This window comes from Dermabacter jinjuensis, assembly GCF_902381725.1.
GTDB classification, from domain to species: Bacteria; Actinomycetota; Actinomycetes; order Actinomycetales; family Dermabacteraceae; genus Dermabacter; species Dermabacter hominis.
The window spans coordinates 350096-371898 of sequence record NZ_LR698963.1; the positions used below are offsets into that span (position 1 = coordinate 350096).

Annotated in this window: 18 protein-coding genes and 1 tRNA gene; 11 read left to right on the top strand and 8 right to left on the bottom strand. The window is 63.9% G+C overall.

All coding sequences use genetic code 11. From position 1 onward, the window contains the following. The first annotated feature begins 43 nt into the window (after window positions 1-43). The 5 genes from FXY94_RS01720 (at window position 44) to FXY94_RS01740 (ending at window position 7507) form a co-directional block, all read left to right on the top strand. The gene (locus FXY94_RS01720; protein ID WP_051120594.1) at window positions 44-1666 is read left to right on the top strand and encodes a DUF7059 domain-containing protein; all 1623 of its coding nucleotides are present in this window, start codon (window positions 44-46) and stop codon (window positions 1664-1666) included. Between the two features lie 78 nt (window positions 1667-1744). Continuing rightward, on the top strand, window positions 1745-4441 hold the full coding sequence (gene topA / locus FXY94_RS01725; protein WP_016663290.1) for a type I DNA topoisomerase: 2697 nt from the start codon (window positions 1745-1747) through the stop codon (window positions 4439-4441). A gap of 24 nt (window positions 4442-4465) precedes the next feature. Continuing rightward, window positions 4466-5566: a Gfo/Idh/MocA family protein gene (locus tag FXY94_RS01730; RefSeq protein ID WP_016663291.1), complete on the top strand. Its 1101-nt coding sequence runs from the start codon at window positions 4466-4468 to the stop codon at window positions 5564-5566. Window positions 5567-5600: 34 nt separating this feature from the next. Beyond that, window positions 5601-6362 (top strand): dTMP kinase, encoded by a 762-nt coding sequence (gene tmk, locus FXY94_RS01735; RefSeq protein WP_016663292.1) that lies wholly within the window; start codon window positions 5601-5603, stop codon window positions 6360-6362. Next, window positions 6359-7507, top strand: coding sequence for a DNA polymerase III subunit delta' (locus tag FXY94_RS01740; protein WP_016663293.1), 1149 nt, complete (start codon window positions 6359-6361; stop codon window positions 7505-7507). Before tmk ends, FXY94_RS01740 begins: the two co-directional genes overlap by 4 nt. 6 nt (window positions 7508-7513) lie before the next feature. On the opposite strand, the gene FXY94_RS01745 is transcribed toward FXY94_RS01740, so the two are convergent. From FXY94_RS01745 to FXY94_RS01755, 3 genes are all read right to left on the bottom strand, one after another. After that, window positions 7514-8386: a DUF3027 domain-containing protein gene (locus FXY94_RS01745; RefSeq protein ID WP_016663294.1), complete on the bottom strand. Its 873-nt coding sequence runs from the start codon at window positions 8384-8386 to the stop codon at window positions 7514-7516. Window positions 8387-8389: 3 nt separating this feature from the next. Then, window positions 8390-8773 carry a cold-shock protein gene (locus tag FXY94_RS11090; protein WP_016663295.1) on the bottom strand — a complete coding sequence of 128 codons (384 nt, stop codon included), beginning with the start codon at window positions 8771-8773 and terminating at the stop codon, window positions 8390-8392. 190 nt (window positions 8774-8963) lie between these two features. After that, on the bottom strand, window positions 8964-9641 hold the full coding sequence (locus FXY94_RS01755) for an endonuclease III domain-containing protein (RefSeq protein WP_051120595.1): 678 nt from the start codon (window positions 9639-9641) through the stop codon (window positions 8964-8966). A 163-nt stretch (window positions 9642-9804) separates the two neighbouring features. Between FXY94_RS01755 and FXY94_RS01760 the strand changes: the two genes are divergently transcribed. Beyond that, window positions 9805-10482: a Crp/Fnr family transcriptional regulator gene (locus FXY94_RS01760; RefSeq protein ID WP_016663297.1), complete on the top strand. Its 678-nt coding sequence runs from the start codon at window positions 9805-9807 to the stop codon at window positions 10480-10482. Window positions 10483-10596: 114 nt separating this feature from the next. Here FXY94_RS01760 and FXY94_RS01765 read toward each other — a convergent pair whose 3' ends face one another. Genes FXY94_RS01765 through FXY94_RS01780 form a run of 4 tightly spaced genes read right to left on the bottom strand, consistent with a single transcriptional unit; the run spans window position 10597 to window position 12404 of the window. Then, window positions 10597-11442: an MBL fold metallo-hydrolase gene (locus FXY94_RS01765; protein WP_016663298.1), complete on the bottom strand. Its 846-nt coding sequence runs from the start codon at window positions 11440-11442 to the stop codon at window positions 10597-10599. 2 nt (window positions 11443-11444) lie between these two features. Beyond that, complete coding sequence (locus FXY94_RS01770) at window positions 11445-11906, bottom strand: RidA family protein (RefSeq protein WP_016663299.1); 462 nt, start codon at window positions 11904-11906, stop codon at window positions 11445-11447. A gap of 6 nt (window positions 11907-11912) precedes the next feature. Beyond that, a complete protein-coding gene (locus tag FXY94_RS01775) occupies window positions 11913-12089 on the bottom strand; it encodes a DUF4177 domain-containing protein (protein WP_016663300.1) in 177 nt (58 codons plus the stop codon). A gap of 9 nt (window positions 12090-12098) precedes the next feature. Beyond that, window positions 12099-12404, bottom strand: coding sequence for a WhiB family transcriptional regulator (locus FXY94_RS01780; RefSeq protein ID WP_016663301.1), 306 nt, complete (start codon window positions 12402-12404; stop codon window positions 12099-12101). Between the two features lie 147 nt (window positions 12405-12551). Between FXY94_RS01780 and FXY94_RS01785 the strand changes: the two genes are divergently transcribed. From FXY94_RS01785 to FXY94_RS01805, 5 genes are all read left to right on the top strand, one after another. After that, window positions 12552-15008, top strand: coding sequence for a transglycosylase domain-containing protein (locus FXY94_RS01785; protein WP_016663302.1), 2457 nt, complete (start codon window positions 12552-12554; stop codon window positions 15006-15008). Beyond that, the gene (locus tag FXY94_RS01790) at window positions 15001-15936 is read left to right on the top strand and encodes a metallophosphoesterase (protein WP_016663303.1); all 936 of its coding nucleotides are present in this window, start codon (window positions 15001-15003) and stop codon (window positions 15934-15936) included. Before FXY94_RS01785 ends, FXY94_RS01790 begins: the two co-directional genes overlap by 8 nt. Window positions 15937-16043: 107 nt before the next feature. Beyond that, window positions 16044-16120: transfer RNA gene (locus FXY94_RS01795), tRNA-Pro, on the top strand. A 377-nt stretch (window positions 16121-16497) separates the two neighbouring features. Beyond that, window positions 16498-18072: a C40 family peptidase gene (locus FXY94_RS01800; RefSeq protein WP_051120596.1), complete on the top strand. Its 1575-nt coding sequence runs from the start codon at window positions 16498-16500 to the stop codon at window positions 18070-18072. Window positions 18073-18298: 226 nt separating this feature from the next. Continuing rightward, window positions 18299-19789 carry a beta-N-acetylhexosaminidase gene (locus FXY94_RS01805; protein WP_016663305.1) on the top strand — a complete coding sequence of 497 codons (1491 nt, stop codon included), beginning with the start codon at window positions 18299-18301 and terminating at the stop codon, window positions 19787-19789. Window positions 19790-19795: 6 nt separating this feature from the next. On the opposite strand, the gene FXY94_RS01810 is transcribed toward FXY94_RS01805, so the two are convergent. Further along, window positions 19796-21778, bottom strand: coding sequence for an Ig-like domain-containing protein (locus tag FXY94_RS01810; RefSeq protein WP_016663306.1), 1983 nt, complete (start codon window positions 21776-21778; stop codon window positions 19796-19798). Window positions 21779-21803 lie beyond the last annotated feature (25 nt).

Here is a 21803-nt window from a genome sequence, read left to right on the forward strand (position 1 = left end):
CTCATGTTCGATCTGTTCGCGTCGTAGCGCAACAATGGTAGGCATGAGCACGCAAGGCCACACCACCGAGCTTTTCCCGACGCCCACGCCCGATACCAATCTTCTCGCGGTTCTGCGCGCGGATCTCGCTCACGCGCAATACACGGCGGATGGAATCGAGGATCTCCTGAGCGCTCCCGCTCGCACAGCTCTCGAACGCGAAAATCCGCTGCCCGCACGTCGCGAACTTGATCCGCTAGCCGATCAGGGCAATGCGGCCGCGACTCTCATGCGCCTCTTCACGCTCGGCCGCACCGCCACGCGCGCCGAACTCGACCGCGCCCTCCCTAACCTCGGTACGGACGGGCTTCTCGCCCTCGGCCTCGTGGCGCCAGCAGAAGGGACGGGTTCCGACGCCACCTCCGCCTTCGCCGCGACCGTCGATCTTCGCCCATATCAGGCCACCGATGATTTCGGCGAGATCCTCTGGTGGATCGTTTCCGATCTCGGGGAACTCGCGACTGGCCGCGCGCTCGACGGTGAACACGTGCTTGGCATCGGCGGGGCGACTTCAACGCTCATCTCGATCACGCCTCGCGACGAGGTCGCCCGCGCGCTCGACCTCGGCACGGGGTGCGGCATTCAGGCGCTCCACGCTGCGCGTCACGCCCAGCACGTTGTCGCGACCGATATCTCCGAACGCGCTCTCGCGATCACCGAGTTCAACGTCGCCCTCAATCGCGAAACACTGCCCGAAGGACACACGATCGAAACGCGCCAGGGTTCAATGCTCGAACCTGTCGCGGGCGAGACCTTCGATCTCATCGTCTCCAACCCTCCGTTCGTCATCACACCCCGCGTGAAGGATGCGGAGACCTGGACGTATCGCGACGGCGGAGCAGAAGGCGACGCACTCGTCGCGAACCTCCTCGCCGAGATCGATGCCTACCTCGCCCCCGGCGGCGTCGCCGCCATGCTGGCGAACTGGGAGATCACCCGCGGCTCCGAATGGGATGCGCGCCCACGCACGTGGCTCGCGAACTCGAGTGCGAGCGCACTCGTCGTCCAGCGCGACATCGAGGACCCGGCCTCCTACGCCTCGACCTGGCTTCGCGACGGAGGCGTCACCGACCGCGACGAGCGTTGGGAACCGATGACCCACGCATGGCTCGACGACTTCGCCTCGCGCGATGTCCGCGGCATCGGTTTCGGCCACGTGCTCCTCGCGCAACCGCGCGAGGGAGAAAAGCGCTTCGCCGACTTCACCCACGTCGAAACGACGGGAGCGGGCCCTCTCGGCCCCCGCTATGCCGAAATGCTTCGCGCGCGCACGCGCCTCGCGCAGCTCGACGACGAGGCTTTCGCCTCGCTCACACTCGCACGCGCCGATGACGTCATCGAGCGGCGCCACTACACACCCGGCGACGACGATCCCATGGTGATCGACCTCGTTCAGGGCGGCGGCTTCGGCCGCACCATCCAGATCGACACCCACACCGCGGCCATCGTCGGCCCCCTCACCGGTGAATACCCGCTCGATATTTTCCTCACGGCCTACGCCTCACTCCTCGAAGCCGCCGATCAAGGCGCTGAAATCGCGAGTGCACGCGCGAGCATCAACCGCACACTCCGCGTCCTCGTCAAATGGGGGTTTCTCCACATCGTTGAGCAGCCAAACCCCGCCTAGTGCTACCGTACGGGGCAGGGTAAACCACGCGGGGACACACCCCCGCCACGCACACACCGCAGTAAGGAAGTACATCGAGTGAGCGCTCGCAACCTCGTGATCGTCGAGTCCCCCGCGAAGGCAAAGACCATCGGGAAATACCTCGGGGACGACTTCACGGTCGCCGCGTCAGTGGGACACATTCGTGACCTTCCCCTGCCCAAAGAGCTGCCCGCCGACATGAAGAAGGGCCCCTACGGCCGCTTCGCCGTCAACGTCGAAGAAGGCTTCGAGCCCTACTACGTCGTCAATCCCGACAAGAAAAAGACTGTCTCCGAGCTCAAGAAGCTCCTCAAAGAGGCCGATGCTCTCTACCTCGCAACCGATGAGGACCGCGAGGGTGAAGCGATTGCCTGGCACCTCCTCGAGGCACTGAAACCCAAGAAGTCGCTTCCCGTTTACCGGATGGTGTTCCACGAGATCACGAAGGAAGCCATCCAAAAGGCGCTCACCGAGACGCGCGAGCTCGACATGCCGCTCGTCGATGCCCAGGAAACCCGCCGTATTCTCGACCGACTCGTCGGCTACGAGCTCTCCCCCGTGCTGTGGCGCAAGGTTCGCCGCGGCACGAGCGCAGGCCGCGTCCAGTCGGTGGCGACACGCCTCGTCGTCGACCGCGAGCGCGAGCGCATGGCGTTCAAGGCCGCTTCGTACTGGGATGTGACGGGCGAGTTCATCACCTCTGAGCTGGAGGATCGAAGCGTCGACACCCCCGCCTTCACCGCTCAGCTACGAACCCTCGACGGCCAGCGGGTCGCCACGGGGCGTGACTTCACCGACGCGGGTGAGCTCAAAAAGAGCCTCCGGGCAAACGTCACGGTTCTCACCGAGGAGAGTGCACGACTGCTCATCGAGGCGCTCGACGGCGCGAAGGCCACCGTCGGAAACCTCGAGTCCAAGCCCTACACGCGGCGGCCCGCCGCTCCCTTCACGACGAGCTCCCTCCAGCAGGAGGCGAGCCGAAAACTGCGCATGGGTGCCCGCCACACGATGTCGACCGCGCAGCGGCTCTACGAAAACGGCTACATCACCTACATGCGTACCGACTCCGTGGTGCTGTCCGGTGAGGCGATTCGCGCGAGCCGCGCACAGATCCAGGAAATGTACGGTGCGGAGTACGTTCCGGATCGCCCTCGCGTGTACACGAACAAGTCGCAGGGTGCGCAGGAAGCCCACGAGGCAATTCGCCCGGCGGGTTCGAACTTCCGCACACCCGCGCAGGTATCTCGCCAGCTCAGTGGCGACGAGTTCCGCCTGTACGAACTGATCTGGAAGCGCACCGTGGCGTCTCAAATGGCCGACGCCAAGGGAACGACCACGTCGGTCACGCTCGATGTTGAAGGCAAGGGGCGCACCGCCCAGTTCGGCGCCTCGGGCACGATCATTACGTTCCGCGGTTTCCTCGCGGCCTACGAGGAAGGCCGCGACCAGTCGCGGTATGCGGAACACGATGACAAGGACAAGCGCCTGCCCCAAATGAAGGAGGGGCAGCAGCTCACGGCCGCTCAGTACACGCCGAACGGTCACGAAACAACGCCACCGCCGCGCTACACAGAGGCGTCACTCGTGCGCGCACTCGAGGAGCGCGGGATCGGCCGCCCCTCGACCTACGCGGCGACGATCTCCGTGATCCAGGATCGCGGCTACGTCGAAAAGAAGGGCTCGGCCCTCGTGCCGAGCTGGCTCGCGTTCAGCGTCGTGAAGCTTCTCGAGGAGCACTTCGGGACGCTCGTCGATTACGAGTTCACGGCCGATATGGAAGCGGGGCTCGACCGAATCGCCGCAGGTAACACGGACCGCGTGCACTGGCTGAGCGACTTCTACTACGGCAAGTCCGGTTCGTTCGACACCCCCGCCGAGGACGGTCTCAAGGCGACCCTCGACAACCTCGGCGATATCGACGCGCGCGCGATCAACACCGTCCCGATCGGCAACGGCATCGACCTTCGCATGGGCCAGTACGGCCCCTACATCGAAAGGGCGGTCGAGGGTTCCGATACGCCTCAGCGAGCGAATGTTCCCGCCGATCTCGCACCGGATGAGCTCACGCTCGAGAAGGCCGAAGAGCTCATGGCACGCGCAAAGGACGACGGTCGCGTGCTTGGCCGCGACCCCGATTCGGGCTTTGAAATCCTCGCAAAGGACGGTCGCTACGGCCCCTACGTCACGGAAAACCTTGAGCTTGATGAGGCCACTAAGGCGCTCCCGAAAACGAAACAGCCGAAACCCCGCACGGCTTCGCTGTTCAAGGACATGGACCTTGCGACCGTGACCCTCGAGGACGCCCTCAAACTCCTCTCGCTCCCCCGTGTCGTCGGCAAGGACGCGGAGGGCGTCGAGATCACCGCGCAGAATGGCCGCTATGGCCCGTACCTCAAGAAGGGCACGGATTCGCGCTCGCTCGAAACCGAAGCACAGCTGTTCACGATCACCGAGGAAGAGGCCCTCGCACTTTACGCCCAGCCCAAGCGGCGCGGGCGCGCGGCGGCAAAACCCCCGATCGCGGAACTTGGCGTGGATCCTACGAGCGAGAAACCGATCGTGATCAAAGACGGTCGTTTCGGCATGTACATCACCGACGGCACGACGAACGTCACGCTTCGCAAGGATGAGTCGCCCGAGACGATGACTCACGAGCGCGCCGTCGAGCGTCTTGCGGAGAAGCGCGCGAAGGGCCCTGCAAAGCGGAAAACGACGCGAAAGTCCAGCTCGCGAGCGAAGTCCACGAAAAAGTAGCGGCGGCTCGCGTACGGTGGTGTCATGACTGCACCGTTGACGCTGCCCACGACGTCCGTTCCCGATCCCGCCAAGGCGCCGGGCCTCCGCTGGGGTGTGATCGCCCCCGGCGGGATTGCCAGGAACTTCATCGGCACGATGCACGCGGCGACCACTTCCCGCCTCACCGCCGTGTGCTCGCGTTCGCTCGAGCGCGCGCAGGCTTTCGCGGAGGATTTCGAATCCGACGCCGGCCTCGCCCACGCCTATGCGAGTGTTGACGATTTCCTCGCCCACGAAGGCCTTGAGGCCGTGTATGTCGCTTCGCCTCACGCTCAGCATTTCGCGCTTGCGACAAAGGTCGTCGAGGCTGGCATTCCCGTCGTGATCGAAAAACCGATGACGCTCAACGCCGCCGAGGCGCGCGAGCTTTTCGAGACTGCTCGACGCACGGGCGCATACGTGCAGGAAGCGATGTGGTCGTGCTTCATGCCGCACTACGACGTCATCCGCCAGGTCATCGAATCCGGCGTGATTGGCGAGGTCACCGCGGTGATCGCCGATCACTGCCAGTATTTCCCCTTCGACCCCGAGCACCGGCTGTATGCCCCGGAACTTGGCGGCGGGGCACTCCTTGACCTCGGCGTATACCCGCTCGCGTTTGCGCACTGGGCCGCGGGATCGCCCACGCAGGTGCACGCGACGGGAACCCTCACCGCAACGGGGGTCGACGAGATGGTCTCGATCTCGGGCCTCTCGGGCCGCACCGTATACGCAGTGCAGACGGGGCTTGGTGCGCGCAGTTCAGTCGAGGCGCACGTACTCGGCACGCGCGGCAAAATCGACGTGGACTCGTGGTTCTTCGTTCCGAATTCCTTTACCGTGACCCAGTTCGAAGCGGGAGACAACGGCAAGGACGTGACCGAGCGGTTCACGTACGAGGACTCGCTACCCTACTCCCTGCCTGCTCATCCCGACGGCGGCAACTACGGTATGGCCTTCGAAATCGCGGAGGCGGCGCGCAACATTCGCGCCGGCCTTCTCGAATCACCTCGATGGGGTGCGCGCGACACGCTCGCGGTCCTCGAGGTCATGGATCGTGTACGTGAGATTGTCGGTGTGCGCTACCCGAGCGAGGCAAAATAGGGGCGCATTCATCCTCACCTGAGACAATGGCGTCATGTCGAGCATCGATTCCACTGCACCGCGTACGCCTCTGACGACCGCCTCAGCCTCACCGTCGGAAACGGGCCTTTTCGTCACGTTCGAGGGCGGCGACGGCGGCGGCAAAAGCACGCAGATCCCGCTGCTCGAAAAGTGGCTTCGTGGCGAGGGCTCCCCGTTTGCGGGTGCTGACGTCACCGTGACGAAAGAGCCGGGCGGGAGCCCGCTCGGTGCCCAGATCAGGGAGCTGATCCTCCATTCGGATCACGTTTCCGATCGTGCCGAAGCACTGCTCTACGCCGCTGATCGCGCCCACCACGTCGAGAGCGTCGTACGTCCGGCGCTCGCCTCAGGCGGGATCGTGATCGCCGATCGATACCTCGACTCCTCCGTCGCCTACCAGGGCGCAGGCCGCGCACTGAACCCAAACGACGTGTACGAGCTGTCGATGTGGGCCACCGAAGGGCTGCTTCCCCACCTCACTATTCTCCTCGACGTCTCGCCCGAGACCCTCGCACAGCGACGCGAAGCCGCTTCCCTGGACCGCCTCGAAAGGGAAGGGCGCGAGTTCCACGAGGCCGTGCGCGCGGCATTCCTCGACCTTGCGCGCCGCGAGCCCGAACGGTGGATCGTGATCGACGCCTCGCAGTCGGTCGAGGACGTCCACGCGGAAATCACCCAGCGTTTCGCCGACTGGGTTCGCGTCAATGCCCACACCCTCACCGGCGCCGCTGAACACCCGGTCGAGGGCACAACGACCCCGGATTCGCTCCTGTGAACGTCTACGACACGGTCGTTGGCCAATCGGCCGCGGTCACACAGCTCTCGCGCGCTGCCTCACCGGGCGGCTCTCTCGCCCAGGCGTGGCTCATCGCCGGCCCGCCGGGATCGGGTCGCTCAAGCATCGCGCGTGCGTTCGCGGCGAGTCTCCTGTGTGACGCCCCGCGTGAGGGTGTTGGCTGCGGACAGTGCCAGCCGTGCCGCACCGTTCTCGCGGGAACCCACGCGGACGTGACCGCCGTGCGAACCGAGACGCTCACGATCTCGAAGGACGACGTTCGTGAGCTCGTGGCGACTGCGCAGCGCGCACCGGCATCAGGGCGCCACCGCGTTCTCATCATCGAGGATGCCGACCGCATGAGCCCGGGCACGTTCAACGTGCTCCTTAAAGCCATCGAGGAACCGCCGCCGCGAACCGTGTGGCTGCTGTGCGTTCCCTCGCCACAGGATCTCGCACAGACGATTCGCTCACGCTGCAGAGTGGTGAACCTCCAGGTGCCACCAGCGGACGCTGTCGCGACGCTCCTCATCAACCGCGATGGCATTGCACCCGAACTCGCGCATCGAGCCGCGGCGAGCGCGCAGGGGCATATCGGGATCGCCCGCCGCTACGGCCTGCACCCCGAAACCCTCGAGGAACGCGAAGAGTCTGCGCGAAGGCTTCTCGCCCTCACGAGTGTTGGGCACGCGATCGCCTTCGCGAAGGCTCTCATCGAACGCGCCGAAACCGAGGCGCACGCCGAAGCGGACGAGACGAGCGCCCGCGAGCGCGAAGCATTCATGCGCGGTGCAGGCATCGAACCCGGCGGGCGTATCCCTCCGGCACTACGCGCCCAGGTCAAGGCCCTCGACGACGAGGCGAAGCGACGCGCGACCCGCCTCGTGCGCGACGTCATCGACCGCTTTCTGCTCGACATTCACTCGGTGTTCAGGGACGTTCTCGCACTCCAACTCGACACGGGTGCGACGCTCGTCAATCCCGGCATCGAGCGGGAGCTGACCGAGCGCACGCGCGTGCACTCGGCGCAGACCACGCTCGCTCTACTCGATGCCGTGGGGACGGCCCGCAAACGGGTGGGCATGAACGTGCCACCACAGCTCGCACTTGAGGCGCTGCTCGCCTCGGTCGTCGCCGCCCGCTAGGAGACGCTACTTCTCTTCGCTGGCCTTTTTCGCCGCGAGTTTCTCCTGCTCCTTCTTCAAAAGAGCCTCGTCGATGATCGACTTTTCCTCGAAGCGATCTTCGTAGTCGACGGCTTCTTCGTCGAGAACCTTCTCGGGCAGGTCCCCCGCGATGTTCTGCTTCTCGGCGTCGGTCTCGGAATGCGCGCCGCAGCCGTACTGTAGCGACACTACGCGCCCATCGGCAGGCGACCACTCATTCGTGCAAATACCGAATTCCTGGCGCAGCGAACCGTTGAGCAGGGAGAGGAAGCCACACGAGCGGCACTGGGCCTTCACGGTGCCTTTGCGGCCGCGCTTGCTGACCTCGCGCGGGCCGAAATTGCCACTCATCCAGCGTTTTGCGGCGTCTTCGCGGCCCTCGCGCGACAGCACTCGCTTGCGACCGAGGCCGAGCTCCCACATGGCCACTCGATCGGCTTCTTCGTCGTCGGTCTGTTCGTAACCGTGCTCCAGGCGAGAGTCGTCGGCGCTGTAGGGCAGGACGTCGTTTTCCCCGACATCACCGGGGCGAAGACGCTCCGCCCACGGCTCCCACTCGGGTGCGAGAAGGGAATCCTCGCCCGGAATGAGCGCGGTCTCGCAGACGGTCGCGACCTTCGCGCGCGGGGCGCGCGCAAGCACCGCGATCCAGGTCCACCCCGCGTAACCGGGCATCGTGGCCTCAAAAAAGTGCGTGACAAGGCGCTCGCCGCTCGCTTCGGCGCGTACGTGCGCGCCGACCTGATCGGGCTCGGCAACCTCGATCACGGCGGCGGCAGCCTGTTCGATCGCCGCCGCACAAACGGCATCGAGTTTCGGGGCGCGCGTGCGCGCCTTCGCGGGAGCGGTAGAAGTCATCGACTACGCCTCAAAGTTGTCGGCGACGGCGCGCAAGACGGCCGCAACCTTCTGCGCGTGGCCCCTATCGGGATAACGACCGTGGCGGAGCCCGTTCGAGGCGCCGTCGAGAAGCTGGATGAGGTCCTCGACCATAACGGCCATGTCTTCCGGCTTGACCCGACGCGCACGGGCGATGCTGGGTGCAGGATCAAGGAGGCGTACCGTCAGCGCCTGGGGGCCGCGGCTGCCGTCGACCATGTCGAACTCGACGCGCTGGCCTTTACGGAGCTGCTGAACCCCCTCGGGGAGGGTCGACGCGTGCACGTACACGCTCTGGCCATCCTCGCTTACGAGGAAGCCAAAGCCCTTTTCAGCGTCAAAGAATTTGACCTTGCCGTTCGGCACAGTGATTCCTGCCTTTACTCTCGAGCGCTCACGCGCATGAAACAGGCTCCATTCTATCGTGCGCCCTTCGCTGGACGAAAGATCCGCGGCCTGGGTCACCCTCCCCGCTCGGCTCACGCGGGCACCCGCGGCGCGGTGTCCGACGTCGGCTTCACCCCGCCGTCTCTTGGCTTTTTGTTGCTCCTTCCGGCTAGTCCCGAAAGGCGCTCGGGCACGGAACCTCGAGGGCCGCGAGTGGGCACTCGCCACACGCGGGTTTTCGTGCCGTACATAGATTCCGCCCGTGAAAGATCAGCCGGTGCGACAGCATCGTGAGGTCGACGGGAACCTGGCAACCGTCGGCCCCAGCGCGCGCCACCACGTCTTCCTCCACCGTCCGCGGAGCGGAACTCTCGCTCCAGCCGAGCCTGCGCGCGAGCCGGCCCACGTGGGTATCGACCGTGAGTAGCGAGTGGCCGAACCACGTTCCGCGCACCACATGGGCGGTTTTGCGACCAACGCCCGCAAGGGATTCGAGCGCCTTTTGGTCATCGGGGACTTCGCCTCCGAAGTTCGCAGCTAGGCGTGCAGAAAGCTCCCGCACGTGGGCGGTGCGCCTTCCAGCCATTCCGAGCGGACGCACAACGGCCTCAACCTCTGCTTCGGGGGCGCACGCCATGACCTCTGGACTCGGCCAGCGCTTGAACAATTCCGCAGTCACAGAATTCACTCGCGCATCGGTGGTCTGTGCCGAGAGAACCGTCGCGACTAGCAGTTCGAAGGCACTCGAAAAATTGAGCTCGCAACGCGCGTCGGGGTAGAGCTTTGCGAGTTCCTCATCAACGCGCTTTACCGCGGGCACAGCGTGGTCCTTGAGTCCCGAATTCATGCTGCCATTGTGCACGTGTGTCCAGCCAAGCAGAAATAGCACGGGCAGTTTCGGGAATTCCCTGGGCCCCGTCACAGATCAGGTATTACTGTTAAGGAGCACGCGTGTGCACGTCGCACACCCCACAATTTTCCGCTACACCAGCGCAACCCCAGGAGGAACCGTGGACGAGAACATCGTTCGTTCAGCACCGCTTTTTGCCGCGCTCGATGACGACGGCAAGCAGGCTGTCCTTGACTCGATGACTCAGGAGGATTTCCACCGAGGCTCCGTCGTGTTCCGCGAAGGCGATCAGGGCGACCGCCTGTTCATCATCGCGAGCGGCAAGATCAAGGTTGGCCACGCTTCGGGTGATGGCCGTGAAAACCTCCTCGCCGTGCTCGGCCCGGGCGAAACCCTCGGCGAGCTTTCCCTCTTCGATCCGGCCCCGCGTAATGCCACGGCAACCGCTGTCGCCGAGACGACCCTCTACTCCCTCTCCCAGCAGGATCTGTACCGCGTTCTCGCGCAGCGCCCCGAGGTGGCCCGCCACCTCCTCGCTTCGCTTGCACGCCGCCTGCGCAAGACCAACGACTCGCTCGCGGACCTCGTGTTCGCGGACGTCCCCGGTCGCGTCGCCAAGAACCTGCTCGACCTCGCTCAGCGCTTCGGCCGCCAGAGCGACGAGGGCATCATGGTCTCCCACGGCCTTACGCAGGAAGAGCTCGCGCAGCTCGTTGGCGCTTCGCGTGAAACCGTGAACAAGGCGCTTGCCGACTTCGCACACCGCAACTGGATTCGCCTCGAGGCCCGCGCAGTGCTGCTCCTCGACATCGAGCGTCTGCGCCGCCGCGCACGCTAAGCATTCACTGCCACACGGCACAGACAGCACGAAGGGAGCGGCCCCACTCGCGGGTCGCTCCCTTCGTGCTATCTGGCGCGCCCCTTGGGCAGCTCGGTGTTCGTCTTTTCGCTCCTACCGGTCCGTGCCCGTGATGTATTCGAGCGCCGCGCGAATGTTGCGCTCAGCGCCTTCGCGGTAAAACGCGACATCGTCCGCGCTCGCGCCATCGTCTTTCAACGCAGCGAGCTCGCCTCCGTAGATCTCGTTGCACATGCGTCGCACCGTAAGAACCCCGCGCTCGCGCACCTGCCTTACGCGCTCGAGCCGTTCGCGCCAGTACGCGAGCGCCTCTTGCGACGCAACGAGCGCCTCGTGAGGAGCCTCGATCGGGTCACCGTGACCGGGATAGAGGCCCGAAATGCGGCCGTCCATGCACATCACGCGAATGATGTTGAGGCACTGGAGGTACTCGTGGAGCGTGCAGTCCTCGCCCACCACACTTGGCGCCCCACCGAGGAGCGTGTCTCCCGTGAGGAATTCTCCGCCTTCGAGGAGTAGGCCGATCGAATCGGCGGTGTGCCCCGGGAGATGGAGAACATCGGCCACGACGCGCCCGTCGAGAGAAATCTCGCTCGGAACCGGCGCCGCGCCGGGTACCAGGGCGGGTTCCGCAGCCCACAGGGGAACGGTGATGCCGGTTGCGGAACTAAGGGCTCGCCGCACCATCGACGTCGCGCCAGTGTGCCCTTCGTGATGATGCGTCACAATGATGCCGCCGACGCGGCGGGCGCCGGTAGCGACCACCGCGTCGACGACAGCTTGCGCATGTGCACGCGCTGCGGGACCGGGATCGACGATCCACACGGTGCGCCCCGCAGTAAAGATGTACGTGCGCGTGCCATCAAGCGTTCGCGGCCCTGCATTCGGAGCGAGCACCCACGAAAGGTGCACGCCGGAAGAATCGGGCTCGCGCTGCATGACTAGCGGAACTCCACGAGAAGATCCACCTCAACGGATGCATCGAGCGGAAGAGCCGCAACGCCGACGGCCGCGCGCGAATGCGAACCAGCCTCACCGAGGACGTCACCGAGCAGCTCGCTCGCGCCATTGATAACGCCGGGCTGGGCAGTGAAGTCGGGAGCCGACGCGACATAACCCGTCACCTTGATGACGCGCGTGATGCGGTCAAGATCCCCGATCTCAGCCTTGATCGCGGCCAGGGCATTGAGGGTGGCCTTCTCAGCTTCCTTCTTCGCTTCCTCAGCCTTAACCTCGGCACCCACTTTGCCGGTCACCTCGAGCTTGCCGCCCACTAGCGGCAGCTGGCCGGAAGTCTGCACGAAATTCCCGGTCACAACGGCGGGAACATAGGCGGCAACGGGCTTTGCCACCTCTGGGAGGGAAAGGCCGCGCTCGCTAAGCTTTTGTTCGACGGTACTCATAGAAAATCAGGCTCCTTCGGTGATGGGTCGCTTGAAATAAGCAACGAGAGATTCGGGCCCTTGCGGCCCTTGGATGACTTGGACAAGCTCCCAACCATCGGAGCCGAAATTGTCCAGGATCGCCTTGGTGTTGTGGATCAGCAGCGGTGTCGTGAGGTATTCCCACTTGTGAATCGTAGCCATGCACCCAGCTTAGCGGGGGGCGCTTGAACCTTTCCGGTTCTCGAGCACGGGCAGCCACGATGTGACTCCCGGGTGTTCGCGAAGGAGGCGGCGCCGTTCGCGTTCCGTCATGCCGCCCCACACACCGAATTCAATGCGGTTGTCGAGCGCGTCGGCAAGGCACTGGTTGAGCACGGGGCATGAACGGCACACCACTTTGGCCTTGTGTTGATCGGCACCCTGCACGAAAAATTCTTCGGGATTGAGGCTCGCACACGCCCCTTGGGCCGCCCAATGCCGCGTGTCGTGAATCGTGTCAACGCTGCCCACGCTCACTGCCGCACCTCCCGGATTGACTCACTTCGAATTTTGGCGTGACTCCATACTAATAAAAGTGTGACGCGACCCCCAATTCGAGGTCTCCCCACAACTTTCACGCGCGCGATACTGCCCTTTGGGCGCCCGCCTTAGTAGGGTGTGGACATGCCTCAGTCTCAGCAGGAGCCAATGGTTCGGTCGAATTCGAACGAACCGACCACCACTCTCACCCAAGCCGTCACGGGCGTGGGCGGCTTGCTCGCCGTGTGTCTTCTCGCCGGCGTGCTGCTTGCCGCCTTCTTCCTTCCTGTCGTGACCGCGATGTCGGCCGCCGCGAAAGATGGCGCGAACCTCTTTAACTCCCTCCCGAGTGAGCTCGACGTCGCGCCCCTCAACGAGGCCTCACGCATCGAGGCGGCCGATGGCAGCCTGCTCGCGACCTTCTACTCCGAGAACCGCGTCATGGTGCCGCTCGACAAGATCGACGAAGATCTTCAGCACGCCGTAGTGGCGGTCGAGGACCGCCGCTTCTACCAGCACAACGGTTTCGACCCGCAGGGAACGTTCCGCGCCCTCGTCTCCAACCTTTCCGGAAAGAGCCTTCAGGGCGGATCGACGCTCACCCAGCAGTACGTGAAGAACGCTCTGCTCATGGACGCTTTCCAGCGCGGCGATGACGAGGCGATTAAGGCAGCGACCGAATCCTCGCTCATTAGGAAACTCCGCGAGGCCAAGATCGCCATCTCCCTTGAGAAAAAGTGGAGCAAGGACGAAATCCTCAACGGCTATCTCAACGTAGCGCAGTTCGGACCTTCTCAGTATGGGGTCGAGACCGCAGCCCAGCACTACTTCTCCAAGAGCGCGGAAGATTTGACGCCGGGCGAAGCAGCCCTGCTTGCCGGCATCACCAACTCCCCGAACGGAAACGACCCGGTCAAGCATCCGAAAAACGCCCTCAAACGGCGCAACCAAGTGCTCTACGACATGTACCAGCTTGGCTACATCAACAAGGAGGAATACGAAACCTCCAAAGAGCAGCCGATCGAGGACATGCTCAAGATTACCGACGCACGCGCGGGTTGCTCGACCGCCGGAGGCAACGGCTTCTTCTGCGATTACGTCACGCGCACGCTCATGCGCGACCCGAAGTTCGGCAAGACTAAAGAGGAACGCCGCAGGCTCCTCTATGGCGGCGGTCTCACGATCAAAACGACCCTCGATCCCGCCCGCCAGAAGATCGCCCAAGACATCGTCAACCGCAAGGTTCCCGCGGATTCCGAGTCGGGATTCGGTCACGCGATCGTGAGCGTCGAGCCAGGCTCGGGCAAGGTGCGGGTCATGGCACAAAACCGCACCTTCAACCCCTACAAGGACGCTAAGCCCGGCGAGACTTCACTCAACTACACGGCCCCCAGCTATCTTGGCGGCGGAAACGGCTTCCCTGTGGGCTCGACCTTCAAGCCATTCGTTCTCACGACATTCTTGAGCGACGGCGGCTCGATCTGGAACTCCGTGCCGCGCGGCTCGAACACGTTCAACAACTTCCCGGCGCACTGCCTCAAGAAAGGTCGCTGGCGCTCGGGCACGGGGTGGCGTCTTAAGGACGCCGGTCGAGACATCCACGGCTCCATGAGCGTTCTCGACGCCACCAAGTTCTCGATCAACACGGCGTACGCCAACATCGCGCTGCGCACCGATCTGTGCAACATCGCTGATACCGCGCGTATCCTCGGCGCGGTCCCGGGTAACTGGGACGACGCGGACCCGAAGCTCAAGGAAAAGTCCGTTAACGATATGTTCGGAGCGAACCTCTCTCCGGCATCGCAGGTCATCGGCGAGATTAACATCCCCGCCGTGAGCATGGCCGCTGCATACGCCGCGTTCGCGGCCGAGGGTAAGTACTGTAAGCCGCAGCCGATTGAAGCGGTGATTGACCGTAACGGCAAGGAACTTCCGTTCACGACTTCGGAATGCACTCAAGCCATCAAGCCCGAGGTTGCGAACGCCGTGGCCTGGACCCTCATGCAGGGGCTTTCAGACCCGAAGGGTACGGGTAAGGGCAAGACAATCCCTGGCCACGATGCCGGCGGTAAGACCGGCACCTCGGGAAAGCAGTACCACACGTGGTACGTGGGATTCACCCGGAACCTTTCGACGGCCGTGTGGTTCGGCAACCCGTCGGCTAACCGCAGTCCGAGCGGGCTGATGGTCGATGGTCAGCGGCTCCCCCGTAACGTGTGGGGCAGCACGGTCTCACTCCCCACGTGGCAAGAATTCATGATCAAAGCCCACGAGGGACTTCCCTCAGCTCCGTTTCCGCCGAAGCCCCAGGGCGTCCAATCCGCCCCGCCAACGCAGGATTCCGTAGGCTCAAGCGAAGAGGCTCCAGAAGGGCCGCAGGCCCCGAACACTCCAGCTCCCACGCAGCCCGACGGGAATGACACCAACCAGAGAAACGGGAATGACACCAACCAGGGAAACAGCGACACCAATGCTGCGCGTGCGGAAACGACGCCGGTGAAAGAGCGCGTCCCCGATAGCGACGGCTATATTTACGTCTACCCTGGCGATCCGGATTATGACGATTACACCGAGTACGAGGAGTACTACCCCGGTGACTAGCGCGAAGCCACTCGCTCTCATTGGCGGCGCCGGCACGCTTGCAGCCGTCGGAACCGCTGCGGCTGCCCACGTGTGGGCCCGCCACATCGAGATTAACCTTTTCGAAATCCGCGCACTCGACCTGCACGTTCTCCCTTCCGGGGCTCAGCCAATCCGCGTGCTCCATATGTCGGATGCACACTTGCTTCCAGAACAAACGAAGAAGCGCGAATTTTTGCGAAGCCTCGCTTCGCTTGAGCCCGATCTCGTCGTCAATACCGGCGACAACGTGGCGAGCGAGGGTGCTATCGATGCCATCGCACGCGATATCGCCCCTCTCCTCGAACGCCCGGGGATTTTGGCCCTCGGCTCCAACGACAAATACGCGGCGGGGAAGCGGAACGTTTTCCGCTACCTCCTTCGCGATCCCAGGCCAAAGAACTTCCGTGATGGCGTTCAAAATGAGCCGCTCGAGGTCGAACGGCTCGTGGCGAAATTGACCGCTGGCGGGTGGACGAATGTTTCGAACGCTCGAGCCCTCATCGAGCTTCCGGGCTGCGACGTGGAGGTTGTCGGGGTCGATGACCCTCACCTCGAGCACGACGAGTTTCCCCCGGTAGATCCGGAGTGTGCTGCCAGGGGCACTCGGCCTTCCGTCAAGATTGGCGTCACCCATGCGCCCTATAAGCGCGTGCTTGACCAGTTTGTCGACGATGGGTGCGACCTCATTTTCGCGGGGCACACTCACGGAGGCCAGCTTGCGCTTCCGTATTTTGGCGCGATCGTGACGAATTGCGATCTTCACCGTTCACAGGCAAAAGGACTCAGTTTCCATCGAGGCGTTCCGCTGCACGTCAGTGGCGGTATTGGCGCGAGCCCCTTCTACAACATGCGTTTTGCAAACCGGCCGGAGGTCACGCTCCTCACCCTCAGGCCTCGCCTGACCTAGAGCTCGGCACGGTGGTGGCGATCACGCCACATCGATTCGCGTCATGACGCGCGAAGGCGCTATAGTTGATGAGGTTCGCGAGCCTTTCACGGTTTTCGCGAAATTTTCGGGGTGTGGCGCAGCTTGGTAGCGCGCTTCGTTCGGGACGAAGAGGTCGCAGGTTCAAATCCTGTCACCCCGACCACCAGCAAAAGCCTCCGCTTCGGCGGGGGTTTTTTCTTTCCCCATTTCGAGTTTCCTCATGTCCTTAGTCGAGCACCTTTAGCACGAATACACGCCGCGAAATTACATCGATGTAACTACCATGATGGAGTTTTTTTGAAAAGCCACCACGGCATTACTTTGGCCAATTATCGGTAAAGGTTTGGCAAATTTGGGCTTCTGATTGATTCCTGAGAGTCCCCGAGCCCCCTACCCCTCACCTAATGTGGAGCGCGAGTCATGCACGTGACTTGCCCCCCGCGATCGCTTCCCGTCACTTCGGGGGGAGCTTCCTCGATGTGCACCCTGTGGCGGGAATTGGTGCGGACACCAATCGCGAGGGTAGGAAAGTTGCTCTCTATGCTTCGTACTGCACAGCGCGGCACACACCGTGCCGAAGGCCCCGCCGTCATCGACTACAGCAGCCTCCTCGCCCCTGTCTCCAAGGGTGCCGTTGGCGCTGCCGCCCTCACCGCCGTTGCAGCAACCGCCGCCACCGGCCTCGGGCTCGCTCCCGCCGATGCTGCACCTTCCACGCATCGCGGCCCCGTTTCACAGGCAGGCACCAAGCTTCCGTCCATCTCCGCGCTCGGCACGAGCCCGCTGCGCACCGGAAGCGGCGGCAAGCATGTTCAAGCACTTCAGTCGCTTCTCAACCACCACGGTGCAAGCATCAACGTTGACGGTTCCTTTGGCCGCAAGACCCGCAATGCGGTTGTCACGTTCCAGTCGTCGGCTGGCATCGGTGTGGACGGCGTTGTCGGTGCCCGCACCCGCTCAGCTCTCGTGGCGAACAACCCCACCGCGGTGAACAGCACTCCGAAGCTTCGCCCGGGTTCTCGCGGCAATGCGGTCGTGAGCCTCCAGAACCTGCTCAAGGCCGCGGGCGCGGACATCAAGGCGGACGGCGTTTTCGGCCGTAGCACGAATACCGCGGTCCGTAACTTCCAGTCGTCGGCTGGCATCGGCGTCGACGGCGTCGTAGGCCCCCGCACCTGGAACAAGCTCAACTCCGGCGCCGGCTCGGCCGCAACCTCCAAGAGCACCACCTCGGTCAACTCCACGCCGAAACTCCGCCGAGGAAACCGCGGCGACGCCGTCAAGGACCTCCAGAACCTGCTCAACAACGCAGGCGCAGGCATCAAGGTCGACGGCTCCTTCGGCCGCGCCACCTACAACGCCGTACGCAGCTTCCAGTCATCGGCTGGCATCGGCGTCGACGGCGTCGTAGGCCCCCGCACCTGGAACAAGCTCAACTCCGGCGCCGGCTCGGCCGCAACCTCCAAGAGCACCACCTCGGTCAACTCCACGCCGAAACTCCGCCGAGGAAACCGCGGCGACGCCGTCAAGGACCTCCAGAACCTGCTCAACAACGCAGGCGCAGGCATCAAGGTCGACGGCTCCTTCGGCCGCGCCACCTACAACGCCGTACGCAGCTTCCAGTCGTCGGCCGGCATCGGCGTCGACGGCGTCGTAGGCCCCCGCACCTGGGACAAACTCAACTCGGGTAAGGTCGAGATCTCGACATCGCGCGCCGCAAGCACCGCGGCTCCTGCTCCCGCTCCGAAGACGTCGGCCCAGTCTGATGTCTCGGGCGAGGCGATCGTCGAAAGCGCCAAGAAATACCTCGGCACCCCGTACGTGTGGGGCGGCTCGTCGCCCTCCGGCCTCGACTGCTCGGGCCTCACCTCGACGGTGTACCGCGAACACGGCATCTCGATTCCTCGCACGGCACGCAAGCAGGCCTTCGCCGGCACGATCATTTCGGAAAGCGAGGCTCGCCCCGGCGATCTCGTCGTGTTCACGCAGAACAACTACGGTCACGTGGGCATCTACGCAGGCGACGGCAAGGTTGTCGACGCGAGCCGTTCGCGCCAGAAGGTCGTCCACCGCGATATCTGGACGTCGAAGGTCATCTTCGTCACCTACCGCTGATCGGGAGAGGGGTTCGATCCTGACGCTCTGCGTCGTGGGAAGAGGATCGAGGCCACACCGGTCAGTTCATGCGGGCAGCCCCTCGGGGCTGCCCGTTTTTCTGTCCGACACCTCCCGGCAGGCATCGGCCATCCCTTTTCCAGCGTGCACCTATCCCCACGTGACAGGGTTGAACTGTATCTTTGTGCATCATCACGCAGGGCCGCCGATCTACCCCAGGAGTGCCATGTCCACGAAACCTGAGCTCAATACCGCTCCCCTCCCCCTCATCCCCGAGCCGGTGTCGGTTCGCTGGGGGGATTCTCCAGCTGAGGACTGGCGAACATCGGACCCGTTCGGCGAGGTCACGGTCGGCGTAAATAAGGACCTGCCGCGCACCGATTTCTCGATCGCGATCCACAAGAACGGCGCATCGATTACTGCCGGTAGCGAGGCGGCACTCGCCGATGGTCGCAATGCGTTCGCGCAGATCGTCCACCTTTCGGCAGTGCGGTCCCAACTCGCCGCAGCCGCAACGGTGGGTCACGAGCAACCGTCGGAGGCGACCTACCGCATCCCCGCGCTCACCCTGAGCGATTCTCCTGCGTTCGCATGGCGCGGCCTGCTCGTTGATCCAGCGCGGCACTTCCTGCCTGTTGAGGATCTCAAGCGGCTCATCACGGTGATGGCCGTGTACCGATTCAACATCCTGCATATGAATCTCACCGACGATCAGGGCTGGCGCTTCGAGGTGAGTGGATACCCGCGGCTCACCGAAGTTGGCGCATGGCGCGAACGCACTGTCGAGGGAACCCCGATGTTTGAGGGTGAGGATACGTTCGCGGAGGACCGCCACGGCGGTTTCTACACGCAGGAGGAACTGCGTGAGCTTGTGCAGTACGCGCGTTCGCGCGGCGTGACCGTCGTGCCGGGCGTGAATCTTCCAGGTCACGCCCAAGCGGCGATCGCCGCGTACCCGTCTCTCGGGAACTACCCTGAACGCCAGCTGCTCGTGCGCGAGACGTGGGGCGTGAGCAACCACGTGCTTGGCACATCGGAAGCGGCCTTCCAGTTTGTGCGCGACGTGCTCGAGCAAGTCGCCGATATTTTTGATTCCCCGTTCGTACACATCGGTGGCGAGGATGCCCCACTGACGGAGTGGGAGCACTCTGCCGAGGCGCGCACGCGCCGCGAGGAGTGGGGTTATTCGCGCGAAAGCGAGATCCTTGGCCGCTTTATGACGTTCGCGGGCGAGGTACTGCGCGATAAGGGCAAGCGCCTCGCGGTATGGGATTCGTCGAGGCTCGTACGGATTCCCGACGACGCGATTGTGCTTGCAGGAGGCGATCCGAAGGGCACCAAGTCTGCGGCTTCCCGCGGCTTTCAGACGGTTGCAGCGCCCGAATCGGTTCTGGGCCTTGATCGCGTGCAGGGCCGGAACGAGCCCGTGGGCGCGCGTCCCGAGTTGAGCCTCGAGGACGTCCTCAAAGCGGAGCCCCTCCCCAAGCGACTGAAGAAGGAGCACGAAGCACTCGTGCTCGGCATCGAGGCAACGGCATTCGGCCAGTACATACCGACTGCTCGCCACCTCGAGTACATGCTCTTTCCTCGTCTCGTGGCGATCGCACAGCACGCGTGGGGCTCGTCTATCGAGGTGGAAGAGCTCCGCGAGCGGATTCGCGCGCACGAGCCTCTGCTTGCACACCTGGGCGTCGAGTCCCGCAAGATCCTCGACTGAGGGGTTCTAGCGGTCGCTTTTACGATCGTGGCGCATCTGCGCGCCGACCCACAGGGACACGATTCCCGTAAAGATCAGGAGCGCTGTGCTCGTCGCGAAGACAGCAAAGGTCGCACTCGAGGAGGGCATGAGGCGCCCAAAAATCGCGCTGAGTCCAGCTTCTCGCCGGTCGGAGCTGGACCCGGGGACGAGAGGTTCAACGTCGACCACGATGTGAGCGCTCGTGCGGAGCCCGGAAGCGTCCTCGACCGTGTACTCGATGGGTGTTGTTCGACCCACGAATGTGGCGGCGGGCGTAAAGCGCACGCCGCCCGCGCTCGTCACCTCGAATACGCCCTCTTCGGGGATTTCAAGGCGGCGCCCTGAGCCTGCGACGAGTTCTTGGATGTTGGTCGCGCTCGCGCTGTGGAGCACGAGGGTCTCGGAATCGAACCCTTGGCCGGGGCTCGCGGGGGTGTCGTTCCCGAGGACGTCAATGGTCACTGAGTTGACTCGGCTGTTGGAGAGGGCTTCGTCGTCACGTGCCGTGGGAACCGCGCTCGCGTATTGCGAGTGGAGAGTTCCGCTCGTCGTGTTGGAAGCGAGAGCGCTGTCGATCGTAAAGGTGGCGACATGGGGCGAGTCGCGTAGGGAGCTGTCGGGAGTAAACGTCACGGTGCGCGCGTTCGCATCGAATTTCCACACTCCCTCGCTCGGTACTCGCATGGTCTTCCGATCACCGGAAAGGCTCGTTCCCGCGGGCATCTCGTGGTCGCTGAAGGCGAATGTTGAAGGCTGGACGTTGAGGGAACCGTCGAGCGGAGTGAACATTGCGGCCTGCCCCCACTTCACGGCCGTGTAGCGTGCACCCACTTGGGGGTAGCCCACGTTCATGGGGGCAACCGAGGAGGTGTTGCCTTCGCTGTCCGCTGCCGTCACTCCCATCGGCGTCACGTCTCGCACCCGGTCACTCAAGGGCGTGAAGGTGAGCGTTTGTGCTGCTCGATCCAGAACCCACGTGCCTTGGTCGGCAACGGTCACCGAAAGGCCGTCGTCGGAGGTGTAGTAGGAGGTTTCACCGCCGAAGGGGGCTAATTTAAGCGTCGAAGGATCCACGTGTGACGTGGCGCTCGCGAGTTCGAAAACGACCGGTTGGCCATAGGCTGCAGCGCGCGTGATGTCCCTGATCGAAGGAGTATTCACCGTCACCGTGCCCCTCGCGGCGGGGTGCGTTTTCTGGTCGCGCCCTTCAAGCGTCACGGGTCGTGGTTGGGCTCCGAGTCTTTCGCGTCGAGGAGTAAAGGTGACACTCGGGTGGCCGTCGGTTGCGAGGACCCACGTTCCTTCATCGGGGACAATGAGACGCGTGCCGTCTTCGACGAGCGTGCTGCCCGCGGGGAGCCCCTCGAGCGTGAAGGCAAGCGTGGCGGGGTCCACACCCGTGCCGTCGATAGCTAGGGGGATCGTAACTTTTTCGCCTTCCGCGGCGCGTGCGCTCACGCTCGGAATACCGGGATAGGTCACGGTCAGGGTGACGGGTGCGGATTCGTAGCCGGCCTTCGAACGTACCGAGAACTTCACGCTGTGCGACCCTCCCGCCTTGGGATTTTCGGGAGTGAACCTCACGCGTGTGTCCGAAATCTTCCACTCTCCCACCCCTTTGAGGGAGAGTTTCTTGCCGCCGTTCGTGGGCTTCGCGTCCTCGGATTCGGTACTCGAAAGCAGCTTCATCGAGTCCGTGTCGAGTGTCTCGAGATCCTCCGCGGACACCATGAGAAATAGGTCAAAGTCACCGGGATTGCCGAGGGTTGCGGTGTGCTTGAGCGCGGACGGATCCGCGGGGAGCGTGAAGGGGCCGTCTTCACCGACTGCGTGCGCCGCGGGAATGAGGGACGCAGCGCCAGGGGCGTGGGGCGCGGGAGCAAGGGCTGGTCCGACGGTTGCCGCAAGCACGAGCGCGCACGTTGCGGCGCGCGCCAGGGTGCGGCGGAGAATCGACTCCTTTCGCACGATTCTCCTTCCCACGAATGCCTCG

What these genes read in the sequence shown, in the direction of transcription:
- FXY94_RS01770 (WP_016663299.1), bottom strand. Translation starts at nt 11,906, where the DNA reads ATGAGTACCGTCGAACAAAAGCTTAGCGAGCGCGGCCTTTCCCTCCCA.
- FXY94_RS01745 (WP_016663294.1), bottom strand. Translation starts at nt 8,386, where the DNA reads ATGACTTCTACCGCTCCCGCGAAGGCGCGCACGCGCGCCCCGAAACTC.
- FXY94_RS01805 (WP_016663305.1), top strand. Translation starts at nt 18,299, where the DNA reads ATGTCCACGAAACCTGAGCTCAATACCGCTCCCCTCCCCCTCATCCCC.
- tmk (WP_016663292.1), top strand. Translation starts at nt 5,601, where the DNA reads ATGTCGAGCATCGATTCCACTGCACCGCGTACGCCTCTGACGACCGCC.
- FXY94_RS01755 (WP_051120595.1), bottom strand. Translation starts at nt 9,641, where the DNA reads ATGAATTCGGGACTCAAGGACCACGCTGTGCCCGCGGTAAAGCGCGTT.
- FXY94_RS01730 (WP_016663291.1), top strand. Translation starts at nt 4,466, where the DNA reads ATGACTGCACCGTTGACGCTGCCCACGACGTCCGTTCCCGATCCCGCC.
- FXY94_RS01785 (WP_016663302.1), top strand. Translation starts at nt 12,552, where the DNA reads ATGCCTCAGTCTCAGCAGGAGCCAATGGTTCGGTCGAATTCGAACGAA.
- FXY94_RS01720 (WP_051120594.1), top strand. Translation starts at nt 44, where the DNA reads ATGAGCACGCAAGGCCACACCACCGAGCTTTTCCCGACGCCCACGCCC.
- FXY94_RS01775 (WP_016663300.1), bottom strand. Translation starts at nt 12,089, where the DNA reads ATGGCTACGATTCACAAGTGGGAATACCTCACGACACCGCTGCTGATC.
- FXY94_RS01765 (WP_016663298.1), bottom strand. Translation starts at nt 11,442, where the DNA reads ATGCAGCGCGAGCCCGATTCTTCCGGCGTGCACCTTTCGTGGGTGCTC.
- FXY94_RS01800 (WP_051120596.1), top strand. Translation starts at nt 16,498, where the DNA reads ATGCTTCGTACTGCACAGCGCGGCACACACCGTGCCGAAGGCCCCGCC.